Here is a 24,036-nt window from a genome sequence, read left to right as displayed (position 1 = left end):
GGAAAAGTCACATGGAAATTCTCAAGGTTTCAGGTGTGAACAAGTCCTTTGGCGGCTTGCGAGCACTCAACAATGTGAACTTTGCCGTCGAAGAAGGCACTGTTCACGCCATTATCGGCCCGAACGGGGCAGGGAAGTCGACCTTCCTCAACTGCATGATCGGGCGCCTTGCTCCCGATACGGGCACGGTGATGTTCGGCGACATCTCGCTGACGGGCATGAAGCCCTACGAGATCAACCAGGTCGGTGTGTCGCGCGTGTTCCAGACACCAGAGATCTTTGCCGATCTCACGTTGCTGGAAAACGTCATGATCCCGAGCATGGCGAAGCGGGACGGGCAGTTTGCACTTCACGCGTTCCGCCGCCTCGATCAGGACGCGGAGATCCGCGACAAGGCGATGCACATGCTTGAAGATGTCGGCCTTGCCTCAAAGAGCGAGATGCATTCCGGCAGCCTGTCACGCGGTGACAAGCGTCGTCTGGAACTGGCGATGTGCCTGTCCCAGGACCCGAAACTGCTGCTGCTGGACGAACCGACCGCCGGTATGTCGCGTGCCGATACAAACAACACCATCGATCTGCTTCAGCGGATTGGCGACCGGGGTATCACCAAGGTCATCATCGAGCACGACATGCACGTGGTGTTCTCGCTGGCCAAGAAGGTGACGGTTCTTGCCCAGGGCACGATTATCGCTGAAGGCAAACCGGAAGACATCAAGGGCGATCCGCGCGTTCAGGAAGCCTATCTGGGAGGAGCGCACCTATGAGCCTCATCGACGATCAACTGGAAGGCAAGACGGCTCCGGGCGTCCAACCGGTCAAGGCGCAAGGCGGTGCTCCGGCATTCTTCTCGGCTTGGGACCTGCATGCCTATTACGGCGAGAGCTACATCGTCCAGGGCGTCAACTTCGACGTTCGCGAAGGTGAGATCCTTGCCCTTCTCGGCCGAAACGGTGCCGGCAAGACGTCCACGCTGCGGACGATTGCTCGCATGGACAATCCTCGCCTGACGCATGGCGAGATCTGGCTGGATCACCAGCCCCTGCACGAGATGAAGAGCTTCCAGGCGTCGCGCCTCGGCGTTGGACTGGTACCGGAAGACCGGCGTATCATTCCCGGCCTGACTGTTCAGGAAAATCTTGAGCTCTCTCAGATCGCCGAGCCGAAGGGCTGGTCGATCGAGCGCATCTACGATCACTTCCCGCGTCTGGCAGAGCGCCGGAACCAGGAAGCCGTGACGATGTCAGGCGGTGAGCAGCAGATGCTGGCGGTTGCCCGGGTTCTGGCACGGGACATCAAGCTGCTTCTGCTCGATGAGCCCTATGAAGGCCTCGCTCCTGTGATTGTTCAGGAAATCGAGCGAATTCTGGAAGGCGTCAAGGAACTCGGCATTACCACAATCATCGTGGAGCAGAACGCGATCGCGGCTTTGCATCTCGCCGACCGCGCGGTCATCCTGGACATGGGTGAAGTCGTGTTCAACGGCACGGCTCAGGATGTTCTCGACAACGCAGAGCTTCGCCAGGAGTACCTTGCGATCTGATCTCCAGGGCGATCAAGTGAGACTGAAAGGCCGGTATCGAAGGGTACCGGCCTTTTTCGTTCAGGACCTTTCCCGCCCGCTTCTGAACCTTGGGCTCGACCGGCCATCCCCGATCTCCTATAGCTCTGACAGACCTATTGAATCAGGCAAGGGAACAGGGCCGATGTTGTTGCTGTCGAAGGATGATACCCGCAAGGCACTTCCATTCGCGGAGTTGATCGAAGCCCTGGAAGGCATCTTCAAAACTGGCTGCGAGATGCCGGTCCGCCATCATCATGACATGGCGGTTCCCGGCGAGGCGGACGCCACGATGCTGCTCATGCCGGCCTGGGTGCCGGGGAAGTATGCGGGCGTCAAGATCGTCAATGTCGTACCGGGCAACGCCACACGCGGGTTGCCGGCGGTTGCCGCAGAGTATCTCCTGTCCAATGCGGGCACCGGCGAAATGCTGGCCTTGATCGACGGCGGAGAGTTGACTGCCCGCAGAACGGCAGCCGCTTCGGCTTTGGCCGCCCGCTATCTCGCCCGATCCGATGCAAGCCATCTGGTGATCGCCGGAAGTGGCCGTGTCGCGTACAATCTCGTCGGTGCGCATATGGCCGTTCGGCCTATCACGCGTGTGACTTTCTGGGGAAGGAACCTCGACAAGGCGCGTCTTGCGGCAGGAGAAGCCGGGAAGCAATTCAGGGTGACCTGCGATGCAACCGCGGACCTTGAGGCGGCGGTGAGCGCCGCCGATATTGTCAGCGCTGCGACCCTGTCAGAAGACCCGCTGATCAGGGGAGAGTGGTTGCGGCCGGGTACCCATGTGGACCTTGTCGGCGCCTTCAAGCCGACGATGCGAGAGAGTGATGACGAGGCGATCCGCCGAGCCTGCGTCTTCGTTGACACCATGGACGGATGCACGAAGGAAGGCGGCGATATCGTTCAGCCGCTTCGCTCCGGCGTATTGAAGACGGAAGACATCAAGGCTGATCTTTACGACCTTGCGCGCGGCAAACATGCAGGCAGATCCAGTGACGATCAGATCACCTTGTTCAAGTCGGTTGGCGCGGCGCTTGAGGACCTGGCCGGTGCAATGCTCGCCTATGAGACACATCGTGGCGCTTCGATCTGACGTTGCCTTTCTGCCTGCCGGCTCTGAAAGCGCCTGTGCCTAGCCGAGCTCGAAGGTAGTGATGCCGTAAGTGCGATCGAGCGACAAGTCGGGAGCCGGCCCCTTGAACATGCGCGCGGTCTCGAAGACCGGAGACAGCTCGTAGCGTTCCGCCAGCGCCATGGCAGCTTCATTGGGTTCAGGTGTGTCCAGAATGACCGTCTGACCCTTTGCCTGGCCGGCAAGCGCCCGGAACAGGGTGTCGGCAATTTCGGCTGTGTCGGCAAAGAGCGGGCCGATCTTGAAGCCATCCTGGCATTGACGAATAACGCCATAGCCTTTGACAGAGCCATCCTCAACGAACGCGAAGCCCCGGCGCGAACTGACCGTCGGCGCGCACCAGATTTTCAGGAAATCATCTCGTGCTTCAGCGACAAAGCGGCGGTCGTAATCGCTGATGGCTGGAAAGAGCCCCCGACCGATTGTGCAAATCCTCGGGTCCATGGGTGTGTCAGCCAACGAGATGCCGCTATGGCGGATGTTCCGGTGCGCCAGTTCGAAACCTGACTTCCGGTAGTTGTCCTGCTGTTCGAGGACGCCATCAAGGCCGATTGTGCGCCCGTCGAGATAGGCCATGGCATGATGCCAGGTGGCCATCCCAACTCCCTTGCCACGAAGATCGGGGCGGCAGATGTAGAAACCTATGAAGCCGTAGGTTTCGCCCGAACGAACTGCGGAGATACAGGCTGCTGGCTCACCCTCGATACAGGTCATGAAAAATCCATGGGGGTCGGCTGCATGAAAGGGAGCGAGATCGTCGAGGCCGGGGTTCCAGCCTTCCCGTGCGGCCCAGCTCAAGGCCGTCTCCAGATCGGCCTCATTCATGGTGCGGATATCAATTGGTGCGGCCGACATCATGCTCTCCGTATTGCGCAAGCGGTTGGATTGCGACAACTCTTCTTATGTGCAGGCAACGGAGCAGGTCAAATGGCGGTGCAGTCGACCGAGTGACGCAAAAAGACGTTCGCTCGATGTGGAGCGGGCAGACAGGACAAATTTTAAGGGAGAAATGGCACGCCCAAGGGGAATCGAACCCCTGTTTTCGCCGTGAAAGGGCGACGTCCTGACCGCTAGACGATGGGCGCGCGGTGACGCGTTCGCGTCTTGGGAAGGCTTATAGGCAGAAAATTCAGATGCTGCAAGAGGCATTCGGGACAAAATTCACAGGCCCGCTGGAACGGGCCTGTGAATGTGTAAAACACGTGGTGATTACCATTCGCCGACGTTCGGCATGGACGCCCACGGCTCTGCAACATCAAGGGCTTTGCCCTTCTGAAGCAGTTCAAAGGAAATGTTGTCCGGCGATCGGATGAAGGCCATGCGGCCGTCACGCGGAGGGCGGTTGATGATCACGCCCTTTTCCTGAAGCTGGGCGCAATATTCATAGATATTGTCGACCTCATAGGCGAGGTGTCCGAAATTGCGGCCACCAGAATATTCTTCCGGGTCCCAGTTGTAGGTGAGCTCGAGAAGTGGGGCGGAGACATCCTTGCCGCTGGCGATGTCTTCGGACGCTGCAAGGAAGATCAGTGTGAAGCGGCCGCCTTCGTTTTCAATGCGGCGAACTTCGGTCATGCCCATCTTGTTGCAATAGAAATCAAGGGATTCGTCGATGTTGGTGACGCGAACCATTGTGTGCAGGTAGCGCATGAAATTTTCCTCAAAACGGTTTCAAGTTGGAAACTTCAACGGGGCGGTAGTTCGAATTGCGGCATGACACCCAAAAAGCGCTGGCTCCCGGATCTCCGGTGCGCAGTACACGCCGGCAACTTCACATCGTAGAGTAGGGGCTATGACAGAAATTACCAGTGTTGGCAGCGCAAGAGAGTTTCTTCGCCATGTCATCGAAGATGAGTTCGGACACGTCGTGGTTCTCACCGGCGCCGGCATCTCAACGGAGTCAGGCGTGCCGGATTTTCGTTCGCCAGGTGGACTGTGGTCGAAACTACAGCCGATCGAGTTTCAGGATTTCCTGCTGAACCCGGAGAGCCGGAGAGAAGACTGGCGGCGGAGGTTCGAGATGAAGCGAATCTTCGATGCGGCCCAGCCCAATGCGGCTCATGAAGCGCTGGCAAGACTGGCCGCAGCCGGTGGGCTTGACCTGCTCATCACCCAAAACATCGACGGTTTGCACCAGCGTGCAGGTACGCCAGCTGACAAGCTGATCGAGCTTCACGGCAACAGTACATATGCGTCCTGTCTGGAGTGTTTACGGGTGGAGGAGCTGGAGCCGCTGGAGAAAACCTGGCAGGCAGGGCAGGTGCCGTTATGTTCCGCGTGCGGTGGCCTCTTGAAGGCGGCCGTCGTCAGTTTCGGGCAGGCAATGCCGGAAGACGCCACCCGCAAGGCGTTTCATTCCGCAGGGCAAGCGGGTGTGTTCATTGTCGTCGGGTCGTCGCTTCTTGTGCATCCAGCGGCGCAATTGCCACTCGCCGCTGTCCGTGCAGGGGCACGGCTGGTGGTCGTAAACCGGCAGGAGACGCCTCTCGATGACCATGCGGAAGCCTGTATCCGTTCGCCGATTGCCGAGACATTTGAAGGTTTTGGCTAAGTCTTTCCGGGCCCCCACCCAAATCGTCTGTGGTTAGTTCGACAATTTCCCTTCTCGCGTTGGGGCAGGATGTTATCCTTTTGTTAGGAATCAATCCGTTGTTGAGTCGGTACTGGCTGCTTTGGATTGAATGTGATGCGGACCAGATACGGGGCATTTGGCTATGGGGGGCAAGACCTTTACGGATCCCCGCACGATCGAAGCGGCCGAGGATTCAGCCGTCGATGTGATCGAGATTGCGGGCTCTATCAAGTGGTTCGATGTCGCCAAAGGATATGGCTTCATTGTCCCGGATAACGGTGAGGGGGATATCCTCCTCCATGTGACATGCTTGCGGCGAGACGGCTACCAGACCGCTTACGAAGGGGCTCGGGTCGTCTGTGAGGTGCTTGACCGTCCACGAGGTCTGCAGGCCTTCCGTATTCTTTCGATGGACGAATCGACTGCACTGCACCCCTCTCAGCTCCCGCCCTCGAGAACCCATGTCCAGGTGGTTCCGGAAGGCGGCTTCGAACAGGCCACGGTCAAGTGGTTCAATCGCGTGAAGGGATTTGGCTTCCTGACCCAGGGCGAGGGATCGGAGGACATCTTCATCCACATGGAAACCCTGCGCCGCTTCGGCATAACCGAGTTGCGTCCCGGACAGGATGTTCTGGTGCGCTTTGGGACCGGCCCGAAGGGACGTATGGCAGCGGAAATCAGACCTGTAGGTACCGCCGGGGTTCATATTCCCTCATCTCATTGATGCCGGTGCTTGGTCGGCTCCGGCTTGAACCGGCACTCAGCAGTCTTGAAAAGGTCGGAATATTCCGGCCTTTTTACGTTTCCGGGTTCATCTGAAGGGAATGATTGCAATGATGCGTCATATGGCAACCGCAGTTGTGTTTCTTGCAGCCTGCATGGTGTTCGGCGCGGGCTCAACCCTTGCTCAAGAGCCGATCCCCCTGCCGGTCGAGACACTGGAAATCGTGACCGTAGAGACGACCCACACATTCGAGGTCGAGGTTGCCAGCACAGACGCGCAGCGGGCTCGTGGACTGATGTACCGCGAAGAAATGGCGGAGGATCGCGGCATGCTGTTCGTCTTCGATGCCGAGGGCGAGCGATATTTCTGGATGAAGGACACCCCCCTTTCACTCGACATCATCTTCGCGGCGGAGGATGGGTTGATCGTGCGCATTGCGGACCGGACGACGCCGTTCTCGGAGAAGATAATTCCATCCAGAGGCGATGCTCGTTATGTGCTGGAAGTCGTTGGCGGAACGGCTGAAAGGCTTGGTTTTGCCGCAGGTGACCGCTTGGTCTCTCCGACAATCAGTAAGACGCAATAGCTTCCCTTGGAATCCAGCTGCGCCCATCTGTCAGGATCACGGCGGGGGATCGTTCCACGCAATTCGATTTGGTGGCTTGAACTCCCCGGCAAAATGGGTATACCGGGGCACATGGTGACAAGGTCACTCGTCGGGGTATAGCGCAGCCTGGTAGCGCATCTGGTTTGGGACCAGAGGGTCGCAAGTTCGAATCTTGCTGCCCCGACCATTTTCCCTTCAGAAACAAATCAATCTGCCGAGACTCAAAGCTTTGTGCTGCGGCGACAGAATTCGATTCGATTTGGCTTTTCCATCCAAATGTTTCGGTTGGGACTATACAATTTCCGTTTCAATCAAAGGATGAATATTGCCTGATTTCGGTAGTATTTGCCAATATTTGAGCAGTTTGCGTATTCATTGTTCAATAAGTGACCGTTGCGTAAATAATTAAATTCGTTGGATAGTTTTGGTCCGGGAGCATTGTGGCTTTAATGGTGCTGCAAAGTTGATCACCATGATCTGCAGGTTGCAATCAATAAACAACGGTCAGGTTGATCAGATGCACGTTGATGAAATCGGCGACGAGACCTTGGAGATCACGCAGGCAGTTGCGGTGCTGGAGCGTCAAATTCGTGCAGCCGGTCTGCGATTGAAGGAGAGTTCCGACTTTTCCCTTTTCGAGGATACGGTCCGGGCAACCGAGGACCGCTACCTGATGGAGGATTTCTCCAGCAAGTTTTTCGACCTTCACAGCAGCGGCGCCTTCTGGATCGGGGCCTGGGACCGGAAGGGGGAGCCTGTGTCTGTACAGGCGGCAAAGGTGGAGGATCTTCGGGACAGAAGTCTCGGTCAGCACTGGCAGCAGCAGCAACGGCGCATGTTCGTGGATCCGTCGGAGGAAGCGGAACTGGGGCTCGAGCACGCCCACGACGCATTCTTCATGCGCGGGCGCATCGTCTACCATGGCAACCTGTGGCTTCGGAAGGATGCTCGCGGGCAGGGGCTTGCCGAGGCGCTGACCCAGCTGGGGTTCCTGATCTCGCTTTTGAAATGGTCGCCGGACTATCTCTACGGGCTGATGGCAGCGCGCAACGCAATGAAGGGATTCGGCATTCGGGTCGGATACCGGCGCTTTGCGCCACGCGGGACCCATTGGGTCAAGCCGCCAGAGCATATCCGGCCGGATGACTGGCTGGTCTATTCGACGCGCAACGACCTGGTCACGCTGGCGAAGACTATAGTTTCTGAAGATCCTGAATGACGCCGAAATAGGCGCAAAAACGACGCTCGGACTGCGGCGACGGACGAAGGGCGATGATCAGGCGCTCGAACGCGATATCAACGACCGATCCACCGATATGCACCGAGGTGCGCGCATAGCCATAGTAGGGCCGCTCTTCGAGTGCTGCGCAATAGGCTTGTGCAGAGGCGTGTTCGAGTTCCGGGTCCGGGGTGCGCAGTTCTTCACCCTGCTGCATAGCCCAGTCTTCGCCGAACAGGGCACGTTGACTGGACCGGCGTCCGACATAAAAAATCGGCGGCGGTGACAGGCCATCGAGTTTGTCCGAGCACAGGCTCAGGTATGGCATGTGCTCCCGAAGCTTCTCCGACACCAGGCCAGACGACGACATCATGCTCTCGTAAAATGCTGAGAGTTGAGGGTCGGCGAGACCCTTCTCGATGGCGTCAGTTCCCAGTTCTGTGAAAACCGTCCGGTTTTTCGTCAACAAAGTGCACAAGACCTCTGTTTGAGTGCTTTGAGTTCACTTGGTGAAAGCCTTCAATAACAGAGAGACAATACCGCAGAACTCCTCACGTGTCTCAGCACATAACTCATGAACGTTAGCAACCTGATAATCGAGTAGCAGAATCATGTCCCACATATCCACCAGGTTGTGCTCTTCCACTTGCTGCCGGAGCTGTTTGAGGTCGTCGTGCGACCGGTGATTGCGTTGAGGGACGTGAATTTCGCTCGTGATAAACGGGGGTATCTGCATGATATGTGAAATCTACTCGCCGCAAGTGAGTCTCGGGATAAACGAGGTTGCGATCCTAACCGGCCCTCATCATCTTCGCTACAAATTGCATGGACTATTTGAGGTTGTATAGTCACCTGATCGTTCCACCTGACGGGTTGGTTAACTTCCACCTTATATTGTTGGCTGATGTCAGGAGATGGCCATCTCCTGTTGACTTCATGCCGAAAGGCAGGAAAAAGCGTTAGGGATTTTGCTTTCGGCAGGCTTGCGCCTCGCCGAGGGCCTGGAAATGCAGGGAACCTGGATCATGGTTGCACGTATCTACCGTCCGGCGAAGACCGCAATGCAGTCTGGGAAGGCCAAGACCCAAAGATGGGTTCTGGATTATGAGCCGGAAGTGGCCCGCTCTGTGGAGCCGCTCATGGGTTACACCTCGTCCTCGGACATGAAACAGCAGATCCGTCTCCATTTCGACAGCAAGGAAGACGCCGTTTCCTATGCAAAGCGCAACGGCATCGCATTCCGCGTGGAGGAGCCACGTGAGAGAGTGGTGCGCGGGGCGACCTACTCCGACAACTTCAAGTTCGATCGGATCGCTCCCTGGACGCATTGATCGTTCGACCTGGTAACCTTGCCGCCGTTCGGCACGGTCACCGACCAGGCGCCACAGTGCGGCCCATATTGCCGTTCTGATGGCCCTTACGGCCCCGTAGCTCAGCTGGATAGAGCACTCGCCTTCTAAGCGAATGGTCGCAGGTTCGAATCCTGCCGGGGTCGCCACTTTCTTCGAAATTTTGAAAAATATATAAATAGTATCAATGGGTTATTGATGATTCGGGTGCGGGGAAGCTCGTAGGGTGCGGGGAAATTCCGACCATAAAATCAATAACAATAGCGAGCCATAGGGTGCGTGTCTGATGGCCTTCAACCCTTAAGTCACGTCAAAAATTATCATTGTCGAGACCTCAATGCGTGTTGCTTAAAATGCTCTGAGATAACATTGGTGGCGATACGGTCGGTAAGAACTTCTTGGCAAGGAAAGAGTTAACGATTTGTTGCAGTTGGTTGTATTCTCGCTCTTGCAATTTTAAGCTTACTAGATAAGCGAATCGCTCCGGGTTTGGCGTGGGCTCCAGATCCTGAGTAGGATGGAGCATGACGAGCAAGGCGACGACAAGGGGTCCCCGGACGTACGCGAACTAGCGGTTCGCTAGTGCTGGACAATAAGAGCCAGCATGGATCTTGCTGGCAGGCGACCGTATCAATAGTAGCGAAGATCGACCGCTCTGCGCACACGTTGAACGAATAAGTTATGAAGTCCGAGGTTGATAGTCGTGCCTGGGCTGGCATTCCGACGGAGATGGCCCAGAAGGTGACGGCCTTGGAACGGGAGAACCTTGAGCTTCGTCGGGTCAACGAGATCTTGCGTAAGGCGTCTGCTTATTTTGCCCAAGCGGAGCGAGCCAAAGAGTTTGGGCGTCCATTGAAGCGATGATTGCCTTCGTCGAAGAACATCGAGGGGTGTTTGGGGTCGAGCCGATTTGCAGAGTTCTACCGATTGCCCCATCGACTTATTGTGGGAACATCTCCAGGCGAGTGGACGTGGATCGACTTTTAGTCCGCGCTCGCCGCGATACAACCCTGAAGATCGAGATCCGCCATGTCTTCGAGGAGAACTTCCAGGTCTATGGCGTTCGCAAGGTCTGGTGGCAATTGCAGCTTGAGGGCTTCGATGTTGCCTGTTGCACTGCGTATCGCCGGTTGGCACGTCAGCCGGACGGCGTATGCCACCTTCGTTATCGATGCCCTGGAACAAGCGCTTTATGATCGGCGTCCCATTCATGGAGGCGGCCTCGTCCACCACTCTGACAGGGATATTCAATATGTGTCGATCAGGTATCGGAGCGGCTGGCTGAGGCAGATATCGAGCCCTCGATAGGAAGTGTCGACGACATCTGCGACAATTCTCTCGCCGAAACGATCAACTGGCTTTAAAGGCCGACGTCATTCATCGTCGGGGGCTGTGGCAAAGCTTCGAAACTGTCGAATTCGCAACACTCGAATGGGATGACTGGTTCCACTACCAGCGCCTTCCGGAGCCCATAGCAAACATTCCTCGAGCTGAAGCGGAGGAACATTATTACGCCACGCTGGAACAAACGACCGGGGCTGCATAACTTAAACCAAGCAACCTCCGGCAAACCTAGCGTGGTTCATGGACGAATAGTTGTAAGTGGAACGCGTGGTCATTCAAGAAGTATCAAGGCTCTAACAGCGGAAAGGATACTTTGCGCGGATTAGCAACCTTTTCAAGCGATCCGTTAGTAGATTTTGTGCCAGTTTTTTAGGAGCAGATAAGGCTCTCTTTTGGTCAACTGGTGCGATTAGGTCAGAATATAAGTATAATTTTCCGCCCCCAATTGCACTCGCTGTTTGCGCGAAGCCTCCACTCCCGCAAATAACGACATCGGCTATCGATAAACAGGAGTGTTCGAAGAATACATCAGAAAGCGGAGGTTGCGTGTTAAGTTTTAAGGCGCTTCTCTCAAGATGAAAAATCTCGCTTGAGAAGGTAAACACCGGGAACTCACGGTGTAGGGTGTCAGAAATTTTCTGTCTGCATGCGGGGTTATCGGATGCAACAATGAAGCCAATTTTTTGCCCGGCATTTTGAGCAGCAAAGGTTTGGCAGGCTTTTACAACAAGCCTCCAATTGTCTTCGGAATCCATTTCTGGGTCAGACCAGTTTACATTAGCGCCAGTTCGGAAGTGTACGCCTACCAATAGATCATTCGCGTTACGGATGGCGGTTAGCGCCTCGTTTGGCGGCTTTTTCTCTAGGGGGTTCGCATAGTAAAACAATTCATTGAATATCGTCCTGAACAAAAAGTTTTCATTTTGATTTTCAGCTTGTGTTATTCCAAATGCTTCAAACACATCATCTATAACAGCACTAAAAAGGCTCATATCAAAAAAATTCGCATGTATTAAGTACATATCATTCTTGCCAAAAATAGATTTTTTGTGACGATATTTTAAGGCTAATTTCAGCTCATAATCTAAGAGATTTCGGGAATGTATATCAATAAGATCTAAGGTTTTGAATTGGCGCGACCCGTCATGATGCAATGAAGCTGGCAGTTTAAATTTCGGTTGGACGCGAAAAATATTCTCGACTTCTTCGGGAAGACTCCAATCAATATAAAATTTCCTGTTGAATAACTTCGCGAGAATAAATGCTGTCGCTGCGCCCTTTATGCGATCTGCAAATCCACCAACGGATGACGCGCCATATCGAGTTTGTTTGTTTGTAGAAAATATGAGTTTTAAACTCGTATTATCAGTCATTTTTTGTGTTCCTATCGGTGGTCCGGATTGAATTTTAGTGTATCGTTTATAGTCAAGAAATATTGACCTACAGTCGCCGCTTGTGGGCGGGTTATACATTTCTGGCTTAGGGACGGGGGGCGCGTGAAGGCCTGTGTCGGGGGAACTTGAATAAACCTGCCTCTCGTAGGTACCTTTTAGTTCATGATTGGTGTCTGTTCTCGAAGTCGGCGGGCCAGAGTATCCGGGTCTGGGCGTACTTTTGGGTTCGATTGTAGAACATCTCGATGTAGTCGAACGTATCCTGACGCGCGTCATTCCGGCTTCGATAGGTTCTGCGCCGATTCTTTCGCGCTTGAGAAGATTGACGAAAGTCTCTGCCACAGTATTGCCGTGGCAGTTTGCGCGTCGGCTCATACAACGATTCATACTGTGGTGTCGAAGGAAGCGGGCCCATTTCATGCTCGTGGATTGAGCCTCCTGATTGGGTGGATCAGCACCGTGTTCTGAGTCTTACTGCGCCAACGGCTATCTTCAAAGCCTGAGGTTAAGCTCGTCTGTCTGCCGGTATTGCAGGAACCAGCCAAGAACACGGCATGAGAACAGGTCGGTGATCACCGCCAGGTAGGCAAAGCCCTCCTTGGTCCTGATGTAGGTGATGTCGGTCACCCAGGCGGTGTCCCGTGCATCGACATCGAACTGCCGGGCCAGGGTGTTATCGACCACCACAGCGGGTTTGCTGCCATAGAAGCCGGGTCGACGCCGGTAGCAGCCGACCTGAGCCTTGATCCCAGCTAGTCTGGCCGGACTGACTGGGATCAACTACGCCTGACGAATGTCCGCCTGGTGCGATTGCTCAGCGGATCGCTCAAGCCAAGCGTAGAAGCTGCCAGAAGGTATGCGAAACAAAAGCACATCGTCCGCACCGAAAATACGGAGCGACGTTCGGCGACGAACGCGTACCTCACTTCATATCCTTTTCGAAGTACGCAGTCGCGTTTTTTCGGGCAATCGATTTCACTGAATCGATTGTTTAACCCGGCTTCAATTTAAGATGCGACGTTCCTCTGTGACCCGAGCGAGTTTGCTCTCCAATCGGCCAGCATCCCTTCGACCAGTTTGGGGTTCCGGTCGGGCCTCGCAACTCTCGAATGAGGGCGTAGTCGAGCGACTCGCGCTCAAGTGTCAGATCTGTAACGATCTTTTTTAGATCGCTGCTACTGTCCTCTTGGTCGGCGGCGGGTTCATCTGATCCGTCAGCAGTCCGGCGTGTCTCTTTTTCCAGTTGAAATACGTCGCATGGGTGACGCTGCCTTCCGGCAAATCTTAGCTACCGGAATACTCTATAGACCGCCTTAGAAACCCCACGCAAATGGGGATCAAAAAAAGTCCCGAGGGTACATCGCTTTCTCACCACTAGCGATCATAGTACGGAATGCAATTGGCAAAAATAATCGAGGTTTCCTGGATTTGAGTAGGATTTCCCGAAACGAAACACCGCATCACTGCTGCATGATTTTCACGCTCAATTCACGGTAGACGCAAAGTGCCGCCTCGCGCATCGGTGGTGCTGTCGCGAGGCGCTTGGCCATCAGCCGTTGGTGCGGCCTTGCTCGAGAGACAGCGGGGTGATCTTGGCCTTGAGGGCCATGTTCATCTCCGGGGTGTCCTCACTCAGGGCGTTCATTGCCATGTCCAGGAGATAGGCGCAGAAGGTCCGACCATCCTTTTCCGCTTCCCGCTTTGTAAAGGCGATCATCCGGCGAAGGCTTTCATCCTGGTCAAGTTCTTCCTGAGACTTGGCTTTGTTGGATTCTTTTGCATTCGACATGGGCTTAACCGTTTCCATTCAAGTCCTTTGAACATCACCATGACAGCCTGCATGAGATAAGGGCAGGATGATCACGTGAACCTTGCTATCGGACGTTACGATCGCACACGACGCATATGGCTTGATGACACTCGACGCCCCGTCGCCTCTTTGCTTCCGCCGGATATCGGCAATGCAATGTGGCGCGCACTGGGGCTGTTGTAGCAAGCGATGATATCGTGTCGTTCTTCCTTTCGATAGTTTGTTGAGCGCAAGGATCAGTTTCAAGCGTGAAATTACCGTGATAAATTGTGGGGACTTTTGGTGTGAAATGCCGTTACTTGCTTAATTTCGATGGCTTTTCGATGATTTCTGCCGGTTTGCAAACAAGGACCACGGGATGACGGCTCGGCTGATCATGCAATGCTTGGGGTCGCCTCAGCTGGTTGATGACGCTGGGGCGCCAGTTGCAGTCGCAACGCGAAAGTCCCTGGCAATTCTGGCTTTTTTACTTCTCAATCCGGAAAACCGCGTCCCGCGAGAGCAGGTTGCCGATATTCTGTGGAGCAATGCGCCGCGGGAAAAAGCTATCCAGTCCTTGCGCCAGGCTGTTCGACAGTTGCGCAAGATTGAGCAGGCGACGGGTGTCAGCTTCCTGATTGCCGGGAAGACGGACCTTGCCATTACGGGAATGGCGATCTCGAGTGACCTGACCCGGATCTTCGACCTGATCGATACGGGGGAAGTGAAGGCGCTGGAACTTGCACAAAGCCTCCTGCGCGGCGGTTTTATGAACGGCTTCGACAATCTGGATCCCGTCTATGGCGACTGGCTGATCGTGGAGCGTCAAAGGGTTCTTTCGGATCTCATGTCGCGCGGACTTCGAGTGGTCGACCGGCTGGCCGCAGTGGACGATCTGCCGGCACTGGAAGCCGGCTGTCACTTTCTCCTCAAACTGGATGGCGCGTGTGAACATGCCCATCGGTTGCTGATCAAGACCTATCTCTCCACCGGCAGAAAAGCCGAAGCGCAGCAGCAGATGAAAAGATGCGAGGCGGAACTTCGCGCGATTCTGGACGTCGCGCCTGAGGAGGAAACGCTCAGGCTGTTCGACCAGGAAAAACCGCTGCCACCGGTTGCGGCACACGGCCTGACGATCGACCCGTTCAGGGATATGGCGGCCGCGCGTTGGCAGCAGGGCGATACGGATGGTCCTATCCGGCTCCCGAGGCTGATGATTGCCTCTTTCGCAAATCCTCAAGAGCTCGAAGCAAGGGCCCTGTCGATTCTCGATGACATTCGCACCTGCCTTGGCGCCTACCGGAACATACAGATCTATGAAAGCGATCTTGGGACCGGAAACGCTCAGGCCGCGATGACGATGGTCGAGGGCGGAGACGAGCTCGGCACCTACATGCTGCGGTTCCGCTATGATGACATGATGTCCTCGGTCTATCTGCAACTTGAAAATCGGGTCTCCGGGCAGGTTCTGTTCAACGAAGTGATCGATCTGAAGGATGTCACGCACGCGCGGCAGCTGCGCGAGACGGCTTCGCAGACCGTAAACCGGATTCAGGCTCGCATTGTCGGCCGGCTGCGTGGGCAGGGCGGAAGCAAGCTGCCATTTTCGCGCTGGTGCCAGGCAGAGGCGTTGTTGTGCGAGTTCAATCGTTCTGCCGACAAGAAGGCACTGACCATCCTCAAGGATCTGCAGAAGAACTTTCCCTCCTATTCCGTCGCCTATGCCGGAATGGCCTCGATCGGTCTCAAGGAACTGCTGCACTATCCTGACAACAATGGCCTGCATCCAGCGCCATCGGAGATCCTTGATCTCGCCGAGCGTGCCGTCTTTCTCGATCCCTGGCATGTCTTCTGTCAAAGGATGCGTGGCTGGTCTCTGCTGCAATCCGGCTTCAAGAGTGATGCGCATCGGACATTTGCAGAGGCTGCTCGCCTGAACCCGTTCGACCCGACAAACCTGATGTCGGTGGCGGAGGGGCTTGCCTATATCGGGGAGGTGTCCGAAGCCGAGAAATATTCGGAGCGGGCGTTCTCGCTGCTTCCGGTGGTGCCCCGGTTCTTCTACGAGTATCTGGCCAATATCCAGTTCGCGGCAGGAGCATTCGAGACGACGCTCGACATGCTCAATCGAGCATCGCAGGAAAGCATGTCGGCGATCACGACGAAGGTGGCGGCGCTGGCGTGTTCCGGGCGGGAGAAGGAAGCCTATCTGGCGCTTGCCGATCTTTCACGGCGGAGCACCGGGCCGCTCGCCCAGGCGGTTCAGGAAGGCCCTAGGGCGATTGCCGGTTGGCTGGACCGCTCGAATTTGTACCAGGACCCGACTGTTCGGGCGAATTACACGCGCGGGGTAGATCTCGTCAGAGGCTTCCTGACGAACTAGAGCGGTCAGTTCACATGTCCAGCCGGGACGATGCTGGCGACCTGGTCGAGATATTCAGGGTCCTGCGCCGCAAGCTTTGTTTCGTTCAGCCTGAACGGAAGGACCACGGGCGGCCGATCGAGACTGCTCTCGTCGATCACGCTGAAAACGAAAAGCTGCACCGTCGCCTCTGGCAATCCAGCGCGCCGTAGTTCTTCTGCCGGATCGTCCATCAGGCGGCGCTTGAATTCAGGATCGGTAGCCGCTCGTGCGAGGATCCGGCCCAGTTCCTTTATGTTGCGCTCATAGACAGGAAATCTTGGCATCTAGGGTCTCACTGATTGGGAGGCATGACGGTTGGATGGAGCCCCGGCATCAGCCGGAGCTCCGATGGAAAATCAATCAGGCTGAATGTGATAGACGCATGAGCCGAGCGCGCGTTTGCCAAGTTCTTCCAGATAGGCTTCATCATCGACTTTGGACGCGTCGACACTCGACGGGATCACAAGATGCACCGTATCGGGCGTATCTGCGAGAACAGTGAGTTCGCCCGTTGCCGCCAGGCTGTCTGCAAGTTTCGCACGCTCATCCTTGTCCTGCAGCTTTGCGCCGAGTTTCGCACCAAGTGCGAGAGTGTCCTCACGAGTAGCAAGATGTGTCATTGGACGCCTTTCCATTCACGCGGGTGTTGGTTACTGAACGGTGCGTTCGCGTTGGCACAGCCGTTCGTTGCGCACGGGAAAAGAGGCAGTGGAACCGGAGGCAGCTCAGGGGATGAATTGTTCCGGAAGGCTGATGCCTGTCTTTTCTCGTTCACGGAATAACGCTTCTCGATCCGCACCGGATTGGCAATAATGGCGATAGATAACGTATCGGAATTCAATTCTGGGTAGTTTCCGGCTGTGGATGTTCCCGCTTCATATGAAAAGCCTGTTGTCTCTCCTTTCCGGGAGCTGGCGCGGATGTGGGCTGAAGCTGCTCCGGGCGGGCGCATTACACCCGTTTTGCCGGCCACGCAGGACGCGGTGCGGCGCCTATGTGAGTGGGGGGCTGCTGATTGGTGTAAAGAGGGGTTCGGCCTGACACCTCCGTGGACAGAGGCGACACTGGCGCTATTCGCTCCGCTGCTCGATCTGGTTCAAATCAAGGTCATAGACACAACGCTTCCCCATGCCCCGGTGGAAATGGTCGCGGTGCTTGCCGAACTTGACCAGGCGCATGCTTTGCCGGCGGAGATTGAAACGCTTGAACTCGTTGCGGGAGGTCAAGGGGACACGAAGGCGGAGGCGTTGCTTTCTGCATTCGGAGAATTAGCTGAGCGCCTTAGCTTGTGGACGAGCGGGGAAAACGATCCGAGGGTTTTTCGAACAGGTGCGTGTCCGGAGCTGGAGCTTGGACCGGTGCTGGGCTTCAGCGTTCGTCAGGAACTGGAACTTGCGCAGACCTATCGGGGCCTGAGCACAGTCTCTTCTTCGGGTGGTATCGACTGGAACAGATTATGCGACAGGCGCGTCCAGGTACGTGAGGTTGGATCCGGCAGGGCATCAGCCGTTCCTGCATTTGGCGTTCTGATGGGAGAAGGGCGAGGGCTCGGTCTTGGAGGGTTGGGACTGGTCTCAACCTCCGGCACAGCGGTCTACGACAGTCACGAGGAGGCATTGCGGCGCGCGGTCGAGGAAGTGGTGGAAAGAGACGTTGTGTCCCAGGCCTGGTACAACCGCTTGGGGATAACGGTGCTGGAATCCATGTTTTGGCAGGAGTTTATCCACCGAAACCCATGCGACTATCTGCAGAACCGTCCTCGGAGGACGGATTTTCTCATCCTTGACACAGATCTTGCCACGCATGTCGTTCTGGCTGTGTCTCGCGAACCGGATGGATTGGGAGCTTGCGTGGGGTCTGCCGCCGGCAGGAGTGTTGGCGAGGCGATGGCTTCGGCGCTGGGCGAACTGCTACAGAGTGAGAGATCCAGATCTCTTGCCGTCCGCTCGGCGCAATCCCTGGATTTCCCGCAATGGCCAGCAGACGTCCGGTATGGAGCAACCGTCGATCTGGACAAGGATCTAGGTATTTCCGCATTTCCCGAAGCTGATTTACGCGAGCTGGCCAAGACCCATGCTACGGACGACCTGATCGATAGTTGCCTTGAAAAGGGCCTCGGTCTGTACGCCTTCAACGCGACGCGCGCGGACATCGGAATACCTTGCGTGAAGGTGTTGTCCGGGGACCTGTGCTCATGGCAGCCAAGATTCGGCAAGGCACGTCTGTTTGAGGGTGTCGTCCGCCGGGGGCATGCAGATGAACCTCTTCCCGAGAGCATTCTATCGGCGAGGCCATTTCCCTTTTGAATAAAGGTATTTGCAGTCTCGAGCCTTTCTCCGCAGGCCTGTTGACAGCGGCGGAGCAGCGGGATATCTAAAACATGAGATTAAAACTCATATTATGAGTTGATTTCTCACTGGCGATTGCCGGTTGGCCCTTTTGGGGTCTCTGGAAACTTTACTGAGCGGGCTTCGTGCCCGCTCTTTTTTTGCCTGCAGCTAGCGGATGGTGGGTGGTCCATCTTCCTTGGGCCGCGAAAGCGTCATTGCCCAGAAATTCCGCCATTTCCCGTTGGAGCGGACCATTCGTCCGATTCCGACCCGTGTCACGTAAGGGTTGAGCAGGTTCTTGTTGTGACCGGCCGATCCTTGCCAACCCCGGAATGCGGCATCAAGCGAGGCATATCCAGCGCCAAGGTTCTCTGCCCCGGCGTAGTTCGGATAGCCGGCCTTGTCGAGCCGCTGCGACAGTCCGAAATCGCTGTGCTGCCAGGTATCCATGCTGTCCCGCTCCGCGATGTGACGTGCCATGTCGACGGAGACCCGGTTGAGCGTCTCGTCGATGGCAAGGGGCGGTAGGCCGTTCTGCGAACGATAGGCATTCAACATCGACAGCATGGCAGAGTTATCGACGGGAACGTTCGAGATGACTGGGGCTTCTTCCAGATCCTTGCCGCTGTCCAATACGCCACAGGACGCCAGCAATGAGAGTGCCGTCGCCAGCGCCATAAGGATCGGGAGCTTCATGACCAGCGTCGAACGGCTCATGCGTTGTCGTCTCCCGGCCAGGTAACGCCTTCATCGGCCCAGAAGGGATAAGGACCCGGAGCCGATTCCACATAAGCTGTATGTGTCACCATGCCAGACGTTGCCGTGTAGCGATGAAGAAAGTAGGCAGCCGGCTCGAAGTTGAACATGCCGTTTGCGGTGTGATTGAAGTCGAGCACGACCTGATGGGATACGCTTGGAGCCAGGGTCATGATCTTGCCGGCAAAGGAAGCGACGATCGGCCGATGAACATGACCGCAGATGATCCGCTCCACGTGAGCGTAGGGGGCAATAGCCTCGCCAAGGGCATCGGCATCGGCAAGGCCGATTTCGTCCATATGCGGAATGCCGGTCAGGATTGGCGGATGATGAACGGCGATCATGGTCGGGCGGTCGCATTCCTCAAGCTGCGACGAAATCCATTCGATCTGCTGATGTCCGAGCTGGCCATGCGGCTTGCCCGGAACGTTCGAATCAAGGGCCAGCAGACGGATCTCGCCGATGTCGGCGGCATAGAACAGCTTGTCGCCGGAAGCGTCGCGAATTCCCGGATAATCGGATAGGGCACTGCGCATCCCAGCAGTGGTGTCATGATTGCCCGGTATCAGGTAGACCGGCATGGGGAGCTTGGCCAGGATATGGCGCGCCATTGCATATTCGCGCGGATCGTCGCGGTCGGTCAGGTCTCCAGTCACGATGACCGCATCCGGGCGATGATCGAGGGACCGTATTGCCTGAATTGCACGTTCTGCCAGCATGTTGGTGTCACTGACGCGGTAGCAGGTCAGGCCGCTGGGGCGAAGATGCAGGTCTGTAATGTGGGCGATGAGTGTCATATCTGTTCCTGGTGGGATATGAGCCGGGGACTGGGAATGACGATACCCGAGCGTCGCACGGTGGCAAGCGCCTGTTTCCCTTTTCCGCAGGCTCATGTAGGAGGAGCGGCGGGACTTTCATATCGGTTGGTTGTGACAGTCTTGTCATGAACCTGAGGAATTGGATGGACGTCGAAGCATGAGTGAAGACCAGCAGGACGAACGGAGCAAGGACGGGCAAGCCGTCGGCGAAAGCGTCACTCAATCGTCCCACGCTGACAGCACTTCCATGGGACAGAATGCTGCGGCGGTCCGTCCCGTCTGGATGCGGCTGTTCGGTCACGATCTGTCGGCACCGCTGCTGCTCCTGGTCCTGGCCTTGGCCCTCTTCGTCCCCGGGACGTGGACGGTGCCACCGCTCGACCGTGACGAACCAAGGTTCACCCAGGCAACCAAGCAGATGCTGGAAACCGGCGACTATGTCGACATCAGGTTTCAGGATCAGGCACGTCACAAGAAGCCCGTCGGCATATATTGGCTTCAGGCTGCCGCGGTGAAACTGACCGGCTATGACGCAAATGCCCCGCTCTGGGCCTATCGTCTTCCTTCTATCGTCAGTGGTGTACTGGTCGTCCTTCTCAGCTATTGGATGGCGCGTGCCTTTGCGGGGCCGCCGGTGGCATTTGTGGTTGGTCTTCTTGCTGCGGCGGCAATCATTCTCGGGGTCGAGTCTCGTCTTGCAAAGACTGACGCAACCTTGTTTGCGACCATCGTTCTGGCGCAAGGGGCATTGGCGCGGCTGTGGCTGCGCGACACCGAGCAACGTCAATGGGGACTGGCCTTCGTTTTCTGGACGGCTCTGGCAGCAGGCGTGCTGATAAAGGGGCCTGTCGCGCCTATGGTGATCGGACTGACGGTCGCCGGACTGTTCGTCCTGACGCGCAAGGTTCGCTGGTTCAAGGCGGCAGCGCCGCTCATTGGGTTCTTCTGGTTCATTCTTCTGGTCCTGCCCTGGTTTGTCGCCATCTGGATCGCTACGGACGGCACCTTCTTTGAAGAGGCAATCGGCAAGGATCTTCTTGGCAAGGTCGGCGACGGGCAGGAAGGGCACGGAGCGCCGCCCTTGACCCATCTGCTCGCCATGTTCGGAATTTTCTGGCCGCTGCCGGGCTTCCTTCTGTTGTCTGCAACAACGATCTGGCGTGAGAAGTCCAGCCCGCTGGTGGTCTTCGCGGCTGCCTGGTTCTTCCCGTCCTGGGTTGTCTTCGAACTGGTTGCGACGAAGCTGCCGCATTACACCATGCCGCTGCTTCCTGCCCTGGCACTACCTGTGGCCGCAGCCCTGATCGATGGCGCGGGCATACGTGCAAGCCGCGTCTTGCGCTGGGCCGCCGTCATTCTGGTTGTCCTGCCGCCGCTCGGCCTGACCGCAGGAGCGTTTGCCGGGCCTCTCTATCTCGGCGACTGGCCATCCCCCCCCGGGGTTGTTCTATGCGGCCTTGGAGCAGCTGCGGCCTTGCTGGCTGCGTCCAGGTTATTGTCCGGTGCTGCGCTGCATGCGGTTCCGACCGCGGTCATTGCTGCTCTTTCAATTGCCATCGGTTTCTGGGGTTTCGTCGGACCATCCCTGTCTACAATCTGGGTGAGTCCTCGCCTCGTTTCCGCTATCGACGCGGTCCCGGCCTGTCCTGCGCCAAAGGTTGTGACCACTGGTTTTCACGAGCCGAGCTTCATTTTCCTGCAAGGAACGGATACGCATATCGTGCCGGCCAGCCAGGCAGCCGAGTTCATCGCCGAGAGTGGGACAGGCGAATGCCGCGTTGCGGTCATCGAAAGCCGGGAGGGAACGGCGTTTCTTGGGGCCGCACAGTCCTTGGGTCTTGTGCCGGAGCTGGTAAGCAGGGTAGACGGCCTGAATATCAACGGTGGGAAGCAGATGGACATTGGGGTCTATCGGGCGCCAAAATCGCAGTCGAACACACAATAGCGGACGTTGCGCAGGTGAGCGAAGAAACGAGAAGGAACTTTTCCGGTAAAGTTCGAGCGATTGCGCAGCGCATGCGTCGAAACTTTCGCGGCGTGCGGCAGCTCATAGCTGCTCGCGCAGAGCGTGGCCGCCGGTTTCATGATCCATTGCGCCCCGGACAAAGGCCGCAAGATCTCCTTGCGATACTTCTTTTGACCGTGGGTATCGCGGTTGTCCTCTTCGATATTCCCACCTATCCATGGATCCGGTCGCTTCCGGGCGAATACTGGCGCACCTTTGCTGCCTTCACGGACGTCGGGAAGGCCCACTGGATTCTGTGGTCGACGGGACTGCTGTGCCTTTATCTCCTGGCGCTGGAGGCATCACGCCTTACCTTCCGCCTGCGCATGGCAGTGGGAGCAGCCTTTACATACGCTGGGTTCATCTTCTACTCGGTCGCCGCGACGGGGATCCTTGCGATCATCTTCAAGTGGAGCCTGGGTCGTGCACGGCCGAAGCTTTATGAGCAGGTCGGGCCGGTCGAGTTCGATCTCTTCGCGTTTCACGGTGCCTACACGAGCTTTCCCTCAGGGCATTCTACAACTGTTGGCGCACTGGCCACGGCACTCGCCTTCATCTTTCCGACCTGGCGCTGGCTCATTGTCGTTGCCGCGTTCTGGACGGCTTTCAGTAGAATCATGGTCGGCGCGCACTATCCCTCGGACGTGATCGCCGGGACCTTGCTTGGCATGACCTTCACATTCTTTACGGTTCGGGCGATGGCGCGCCGCCGCATCGGTTTTCAGCTTTCGGAGGCCGGACGCATCGAGCCCATAATGAGCCGGGCGTCGGCTGCCCGTTGCGTCAAGGCCGTTTGGTATGGCATGTCCGGTCGCCGCAACCCTTGGCGCTCGACGCAGACCGGCGGTCACGAGCCACAAAAGAACATCGATCGAGATCAAGATGACTAGCAGTTACGCCGAAGCCCTTGCTGCTTCCTCCGGACTCCTGGAGGTCAGCGTTGTCGTCCCGGCTAAGGACGAGGCCGAGAACCTGCCAATCCTGCTCGATGAGATCCGCGATGCACTGCAGGGCCGGACTTTCGAGGTCCTGGTGATCGACGATGGGTCCAGCGACGGTACCGACAAGGTGCTGCAGGTCTATGCCGAGGCGAACACATGGCTCCGCCCGTTCCGGCACGAAAGCTCCTGCGGGCAGAGCTGTGCGGTCCGGACAGGCGTTCAGAATGCGCGCGGCGATGTGGTCGCAACCATTGACGGCGATGGCGAAAACAATCCGGCCTATATCCCGGAGCTGCTCGATGCCCTCAAGGCGGGCGGCCCGACCGTGGCGCTTGCCGCCGGTCAGCGCCTTGGCCGCAAGGCGAGCCTTGCGAAGCGGCTGGCCTCCAAGTTTGCCAACAAGGTGCGCGGAGCGATCCTGAAGGACAATACCCGCGACAGCGGCTGCGGTCTCAAGGCTCTGCGCCGTGAAGTCTTCCTGCAGATTCCGTATTTCGACAGCTGGCACCGGTTTCTGCCTGCCCTGGTGATCCGCGAAGGCTTTGGCGTAGTTCACGTCGATGTCCTGGATCGTCAGCGCCGTCACGGCACATCCAAGTACGGCATTTTCGATCGGGCACTCGTTGGTGTTCTCGATCTCGTCGGTGTGTGGTGGCTGCGCCGCCGCCGCAAGAAAATTCCTTCCGTCAGCGCATTGACCAAGTGAACGCGACGATACCAAGCATAACGGACTGACATCTGATGGATCAGCTGCTCAACTGGTTTTACTCGGTCTTTATCGAGAATTTCGATTTCTGGATGCTGTTCGGTCTCGCCGCGCAGGCCATGTTCATGATGCGCTTCGTCGTCCAGTGGATGGCATCGGAGCGGGTTGGGCGCTCGATCGTGCCAATCGCATTCTGGTTCTTCTCGATTGCGGGCGGCGTGATGCTGTTCGTCTACGGGGTGATCAAGAAGGAGCCCATCATCATCCTCGGGCAGGGCCTGGGCCTGGTGATCTACTTCCGCAACCTCTGGCTGATCTTCAGGGAAAAGCGCCAGGATCCGGCGATCTGACACCGACAGGCCTTATTCGCCTTTGAATG

The 24,036-nt window shown here is 56.8% G+C and carries 24 protein-coding genes, 3 tRNA genes, 1 pseudogene and 1 other annotated feature; of the genes and pseudogenes, 17 read left to right on the top strand and 11 right to left on the bottom strand.

Annotated elements, in window-relative coordinates:
- The first annotated feature begins 11 nt into the window (after positions 1 to 11).
- The 3 genes from ACN0SY_RS18315 (at position 12) to ACN0SY_RS18305 (ending at position 2,660) form a co-directional block, all read left to right on the top strand.
- Positions 12 to 767, top strand: a complete 756-nt coding sequence (locus ACN0SY_RS18315; protein ID WP_417689707.1) for an ABC transporter ATP-binding protein — start codon at positions 12 to 14, stop codon at positions 765 to 767.
- Entirely contained in the window at positions 764 to 1,543 is a 780-nt protein-coding gene (locus tag ACN0SY_RS18310) for an ABC transporter ATP-binding protein (protein WP_417689705.1), read from the top strand. The genes ACN0SY_RS18315 and ACN0SY_RS18310 overlap by 4 nt, the downstream gene beginning before the upstream one ends.
- 163 nt (positions 1,544 to 1,706) lie before the next feature.
- Complete coding sequence (locus ACN0SY_RS18305; RefSeq protein WP_417689703.1) at positions 1,707 to 2,660, top strand: ornithine cyclodeaminase family protein; 954 nt, start codon at positions 1,707 to 1,709, stop codon at positions 2,658 to 2,660.
- A gap of 39 nt (positions 2,661 to 2,699) precedes the next feature.
- Here ACN0SY_RS18305 and ACN0SY_RS18300 read toward each other — a convergent pair whose 3' ends face one another.
- From ACN0SY_RS18300 to ACN0SY_RS18290, 3 genes are all read right to left on the bottom strand, one after another.
- Complete coding sequence (locus ACN0SY_RS18300; protein WP_417689701.1) at positions 2,700 to 3,554, bottom strand: GNAT family N-acetyltransferase; 855 nt, start codon at positions 3,552 to 3,554, stop codon at positions 2,700 to 2,702.
- A 155-nt stretch (positions 3,555 to 3,709) separates the two neighbouring features.
- Positions 3,710 to 3,784: transfer RNA gene (locus ACN0SY_RS18295), tRNA-Glu, on the bottom strand.
- A 124-nt stretch (positions 3,785 to 3,908) separates the two neighbouring features.
- Positions 3,909 to 4,349, bottom strand: a complete 441-nt coding sequence (locus ACN0SY_RS18290) for a VOC family protein (RefSeq protein ID WP_417689699.1) — start codon at positions 4,347 to 4,349, stop codon at positions 3,909 to 3,911.
- A gap of 142 nt (positions 4,350 to 4,491) precedes the next feature.
- Here ACN0SY_RS18290 and ACN0SY_RS18285 point away from each other — a divergent pair, with 142 nt between their 5' ends.
- The 5 genes from ACN0SY_RS18285 (at position 4,492) to ACN0SY_RS18265 (ending at position 7,821) form a co-directional block, all read left to right on the top strand.
- The gene (locus ACN0SY_RS18285; protein ID WP_417689697.1) at positions 4,492 to 5,250 is read left to right on the top strand and encodes an SIR2 family NAD-dependent protein deacylase; all 759 of its coding nucleotides are present in this window, start codon (positions 4,492 to 4,494) and stop codon (positions 5,248 to 5,250) included.
- Positions 5,251 to 5,413: 163 nt separating this feature from the next.
- Positions 5,414 to 5,995, top strand: a complete 582-nt coding sequence (locus tag ACN0SY_RS18280; protein ID WP_417689695.1) for a cold-shock protein — start codon at positions 5,414 to 5,416, stop codon at positions 5,993 to 5,995.
- A 121-nt stretch (positions 5,996 to 6,116) separates the two neighbouring features.
- Complete coding sequence (locus ACN0SY_RS18275) at positions 6,117 to 6,581, top strand: DUF192 domain-containing protein (protein WP_417689693.1); 465 nt, start codon at positions 6,117 to 6,119, stop codon at positions 6,579 to 6,581.
- Positions 6,582 to 6,712: 131 nt separating this feature from the next.
- Positions 6,713 to 6,789, top strand: a tRNA-Pro gene (locus ACN0SY_RS18270).
- Between the two features lie 330 nt (positions 6,790 to 7,119).
- On the top strand, positions 7,120 to 7,821 hold the full coding sequence (locus ACN0SY_RS18265; protein ID WP_417689691.1) for a hypothetical protein: 702 nt from the start codon (positions 7,120 to 7,122) through the stop codon (positions 7,819 to 7,821).
- Here ACN0SY_RS18265 and ACN0SY_RS18260 read toward each other — a convergent pair.
- Positions 7,796 to 8,287 (bottom strand): hypothetical protein, encoded by a 492-nt coding sequence (locus tag ACN0SY_RS18260; RefSeq protein ID WP_417689689.1) that lies wholly within the window; start codon positions 8,285 to 8,287, stop codon positions 7,796 to 7,798. The two genes, ACN0SY_RS18265 and ACN0SY_RS18260, sit on opposite strands and share 26 nt — an antisense overlap.
- A gap of 559 nt (positions 8,288 to 8,846) precedes the next feature.
- Between ACN0SY_RS18260 and ACN0SY_RS18255 the strand changes: the two genes are divergently transcribed.
- The 3 genes and pseudogenes from ACN0SY_RS18255 to ACN0SY_RS18245 all read left to right on the top strand — a co-directional run bounded on the left by ACN0SY_RS18255 (position 8,847) and on the right by ACN0SY_RS18245 (position 10,716).
- Positions 8,847 to 9,152, top strand: coding sequence for an ETC complex I subunit (locus ACN0SY_RS18255; RefSeq protein WP_417689687.1), 306 nt, complete (start codon positions 8,847 to 8,849; stop codon positions 9,150 to 9,152).
- Between the two features lie 90 nt (positions 9,153 to 9,242).
- Positions 9,243 to 9,319: transfer RNA gene (locus tag ACN0SY_RS18250), tRNA-Arg, on the top strand.
- Between the two features lie 368 nt (positions 9,320 to 9,687).
- Positions 9,688 to 10,716: pseudogene (locus ACN0SY_RS18245) on the top strand (IS3 family transposase).
- Positions 9,977 to 10,105, top strand: a sequence feature (AL1L pseudoknot). It overlaps the preceding pseudogene by 129 nt.
- Before the next feature lie 91 nt (positions 10,717 to 10,807).
- On the opposite strand, the gene ACN0SY_RS18240 reads toward ACN0SY_RS18245, so the two are convergent.
- The 3 genes from ACN0SY_RS18240 to ACN0SY_RS18230 form a co-directional block, all read right to left on the bottom strand.
- Entirely contained in the window at positions 10,808 to 11,887 is a 1,080-nt protein-coding gene (locus ACN0SY_RS18240) for a hypothetical protein (RefSeq protein WP_417689686.1), read from the bottom strand.
- A 513-nt stretch (positions 11,888 to 12,400) separates the two neighbouring features.
- Positions 12,401 to 12,688, bottom strand: coding sequence for a DDE-type integrase/transposase/recombinase (locus tag ACN0SY_RS18235; RefSeq protein WP_417689684.1), 288 nt, complete (start codon positions 12,686 to 12,688; stop codon positions 12,401 to 12,403).
- Positions 12,689 to 13,457: 769 nt separating this feature from the next.
- A complete protein-coding gene (locus ACN0SY_RS18230; protein WP_417689682.1) occupies positions 13,458 to 13,697 on the bottom strand; it encodes a hypothetical protein in 240 nt (79 codons plus the stop codon).
- Between the two features lie 379 nt (positions 13,698 to 14,076).
- Between ACN0SY_RS18230 and ACN0SY_RS18225 the strand changes: the two genes are divergently transcribed.
- Positions 14,077 to 16,080, top strand: a complete 2,004-nt coding sequence (locus ACN0SY_RS18225; protein ID WP_417689680.1) for a BTAD domain-containing putative transcriptional regulator — start codon at positions 14,077 to 14,079, stop codon at positions 16,078 to 16,080.
- A gap of 5 nt (positions 16,081 to 16,085) precedes the next feature.
- Here the strand turns inward: ACN0SY_RS18225 and ACN0SY_RS18220 are convergent, their stop codons facing one another.
- Positions 16,086 to 16,385, bottom strand: a complete 300-nt coding sequence (locus tag ACN0SY_RS18220; RefSeq protein ID WP_417689678.1) for a hypothetical protein — start codon at positions 16,383 to 16,385, stop codon at positions 16,086 to 16,088.
- A gap of 72 nt (positions 16,386 to 16,457) precedes the next feature.
- Complete coding sequence (locus tag ACN0SY_RS18215) at positions 16,458 to 16,721, bottom strand: hypothetical protein (protein WP_417689676.1); 264 nt, start codon at positions 16,719 to 16,721, stop codon at positions 16,458 to 16,460.
- 300 nt (positions 16,722 to 17,021) lie between these two features.
- Here ACN0SY_RS18215 and ACN0SY_RS18210 point away from each other — a divergent pair, with 300 nt between their 5' ends.
- Positions 17,022 to 18,407 carry a YcaO-like family protein gene (locus ACN0SY_RS18210; protein ID WP_417689674.1) on the top strand — a complete coding sequence of 462 codons (1,386 nt, stop codon included), beginning with the start codon at positions 17,022 to 17,024 and terminating at the stop codon, positions 18,405 to 18,407.
- Between the two features lie 192 nt (positions 18,408 to 18,599).
- On the opposite strand, the gene ACN0SY_RS18205 is transcribed toward ACN0SY_RS18210, so the two are convergent.
- Positions 18,600 to 19,148, bottom strand: coding sequence for a CAP domain-containing protein (locus tag ACN0SY_RS18205; RefSeq protein WP_417689672.1), 549 nt, complete (start codon positions 19,146 to 19,148; stop codon positions 18,600 to 18,602).
- Positions 19,145 to 19,984 carry a phosphodiesterase gene (locus ACN0SY_RS18200; RefSeq protein WP_417689671.1) on the bottom strand — a complete coding sequence of 280 codons (840 nt, stop codon included), beginning with the start codon at positions 19,982 to 19,984 and terminating at the stop codon, positions 19,145 to 19,147. The genes ACN0SY_RS18205 and ACN0SY_RS18200 overlap by 4 nt, the downstream gene beginning before the upstream one ends.
- A 178-nt stretch (positions 19,985 to 20,162) precedes the next feature.
- Here ACN0SY_RS18200 and ACN0SY_RS18195 point away from each other — a divergent pair, with 178 nt between their 5' ends.
- The 4 genes from ACN0SY_RS18195 (at position 20,163) to ACN0SY_RS18180 (ending at position 24,007) form a co-directional block, all read left to right on the top strand.
- Complete coding sequence (locus ACN0SY_RS18195; protein ID WP_417689669.1) at positions 20,163 to 21,950, top strand: ArnT family glycosyltransferase; 1,788 nt, start codon at positions 20,163 to 20,165, stop codon at positions 21,948 to 21,950.
- A 197-nt stretch (positions 21,951 to 22,147) separates the two neighbouring features.
- Positions 22,148 to 22,900, top strand: a complete 753-nt coding sequence (locus ACN0SY_RS18190; protein WP_417689741.1) for a phosphatase PAP2 family protein — start codon at positions 22,148 to 22,150, stop codon at positions 22,898 to 22,900.
- Complete coding sequence (locus ACN0SY_RS18185; protein ID WP_417689667.1) at positions 22,893 to 23,657, top strand: glycosyltransferase family 2 protein; 765 nt, start codon at positions 22,893 to 22,895, stop codon at positions 23,655 to 23,657. The genes ACN0SY_RS18190 and ACN0SY_RS18185 overlap by 8 nt, the downstream gene beginning before the upstream one ends.
- A gap of 35 nt (positions 23,658 to 23,692) precedes the next feature.
- A complete protein-coding gene (locus ACN0SY_RS18180) occupies positions 23,693 to 24,007 on the top strand; it encodes a lipid-A-disaccharide synthase N-terminal domain-containing protein (RefSeq protein WP_417689665.1) in 315 nt (104 codons plus the stop codon).
- The last annotated feature ends 29 nt before the right edge of the window (positions 24,008 to 24,036 follow it).

The sequence above is a fragment of the Roseibium sp. genome (assembly GCF_048261595.1).
GTDB lineage: Bacteria > Pseudomonadota > Alphaproteobacteria > Rhizobiales > Stappiaceae > Roseibium.
The sequence above is the reverse complement of the archived record's forward strand: the minus strand, read 5'-3'. Positions and strand labels throughout refer to the sequence as shown.

What these genes read in the sequence shown, in the direction of transcription:
- ACN0SY_RS18215 (WP_417689676.1), bottom strand. Translation starts at nt 16,721, where the DNA reads ATGACACATCTTGCTACTCGTGAGGACACTCTCGCACTTGGTGCGAAA.
- ACN0SY_RS18305 (WP_417689703.1), top strand. Translation starts at nt 1,707, where the DNA reads ATGTTGTTGCTGTCGAAGGATGATACCCGCAAGGCACTTCCATTCGCG.
- ACN0SY_RS18220 (WP_417689678.1), bottom strand. Translation starts at nt 16,385, where the DNA reads ATGCCAAGATTTCCTGTCTATGAGCGCAACATAAAGGAACTGGGCCGG.
- ACN0SY_RS18195 (WP_417689669.1), top strand. Translation starts at nt 20,163, where the DNA reads ATGAGTGAAGACCAGCAGGACGAACGGAGCAAGGACGGGCAAGCCGTC.
- ACN0SY_RS18290 (WP_417689699.1), bottom strand. Translation starts at nt 4,349, where the DNA reads ATGCGCTACCTGCACACAATGGTTCGCGTCACCAACATCGACGAATCC.
- ACN0SY_RS18310 (WP_417689705.1), top strand. Translation starts at nt 764, where the DNA reads ATGAGCCTCATCGACGATCAACTGGAAGGCAAGACGGCTCCGGGCGTC.
- ACN0SY_RS18205 (WP_417689672.1), bottom strand. Translation starts at nt 19,148, where the DNA reads ATGAGCCGTTCGACGCTGGTCATGAAGCTCCCGATCCTTATGGCGCTG.
- ACN0SY_RS18280 (WP_417689695.1), top strand. Translation starts at nt 5,414, where the DNA reads ATGGGGGGCAAGACCTTTACGGATCCCCGCACGATCGAAGCGGCCGAG.
- ACN0SY_RS18185 (WP_417689667.1), top strand. Translation starts at nt 22,893, where the DNA reads ATGACTAGCAGTTACGCCGAAGCCCTTGCTGCTTCCTCCGGACTCCTG.
- ACN0SY_RS18300 (WP_417689701.1), bottom strand. Translation starts at nt 3,554, where the DNA reads ATGTCGGCCGCACCAATTGATATCCGCACCATGAATGAGGCCGATCTG.
- ACN0SY_RS18180 (WP_417689665.1), top strand. Translation starts at nt 23,693, where the DNA reads ATGGATCAGCTGCTCAACTGGTTTTACTCGGTCTTTATCGAGAATTTC.
- ACN0SY_RS18240 (WP_417689686.1), bottom strand. Translation starts at nt 11,887, where the DNA reads ATGACTGATAATACGAGTTTAAAACTCATATTTTCTACAAACAAACAA.
- ACN0SY_RS18285 (WP_417689697.1), top strand. Translation starts at nt 4,492, where the DNA reads ATGACAGAAATTACCAGTGTTGGCAGCGCAAGAGAGTTTCTTCGCCAT.
- ACN0SY_RS18315 (WP_417689707.1), top strand. Translation starts at nt 12, where the DNA reads ATGGAAATTCTCAAGGTTTCAGGTGTGAACAAGTCCTTTGGCGGCTTG.
- ACN0SY_RS18225 (WP_417689680.1), top strand. Translation starts at nt 14,077, where the DNA reads ATGACGGCTCGGCTGATCATGCAATGCTTGGGGTCGCCTCAGCTGGTT.
- ACN0SY_RS18265 (WP_417689691.1), top strand. Translation starts at nt 7,120, where the DNA reads ATGCACGTTGATGAAATCGGCGACGAGACCTTGGAGATCACGCAGGCA.
- ACN0SY_RS18275 (WP_417689693.1), top strand. Translation starts at nt 6,117, where the DNA reads ATGGCAACCGCAGTTGTGTTTCTTGCAGCCTGCATGGTGTTCGGCGCG.
- ACN0SY_RS18230 (WP_417689682.1), bottom strand. Translation starts at nt 13,697, where the DNA reads ATGTCGAATGCAAAAGAATCCAACAAAGCCAAGTCTCAGGAAGAACTT.
- ACN0SY_RS18200 (WP_417689671.1), bottom strand. Translation starts at nt 19,984, where the DNA reads ATGACACTCATCGCCCACATTACAGACCTGCATCTTCGCCCCAGCGGC.
- ACN0SY_RS18210 (WP_417689674.1), top strand. Translation starts at nt 17,022, where the DNA reads ATGTGGGCTGAAGCTGCTCCGGGCGGGCGCATTACACCCGTTTTGCCG.
- ACN0SY_RS18255 (WP_417689687.1), top strand. Translation starts at nt 8,847, where the DNA reads ATGGTTGCACGTATCTACCGTCCGGCGAAGACCGCAATGCAGTCTGGG.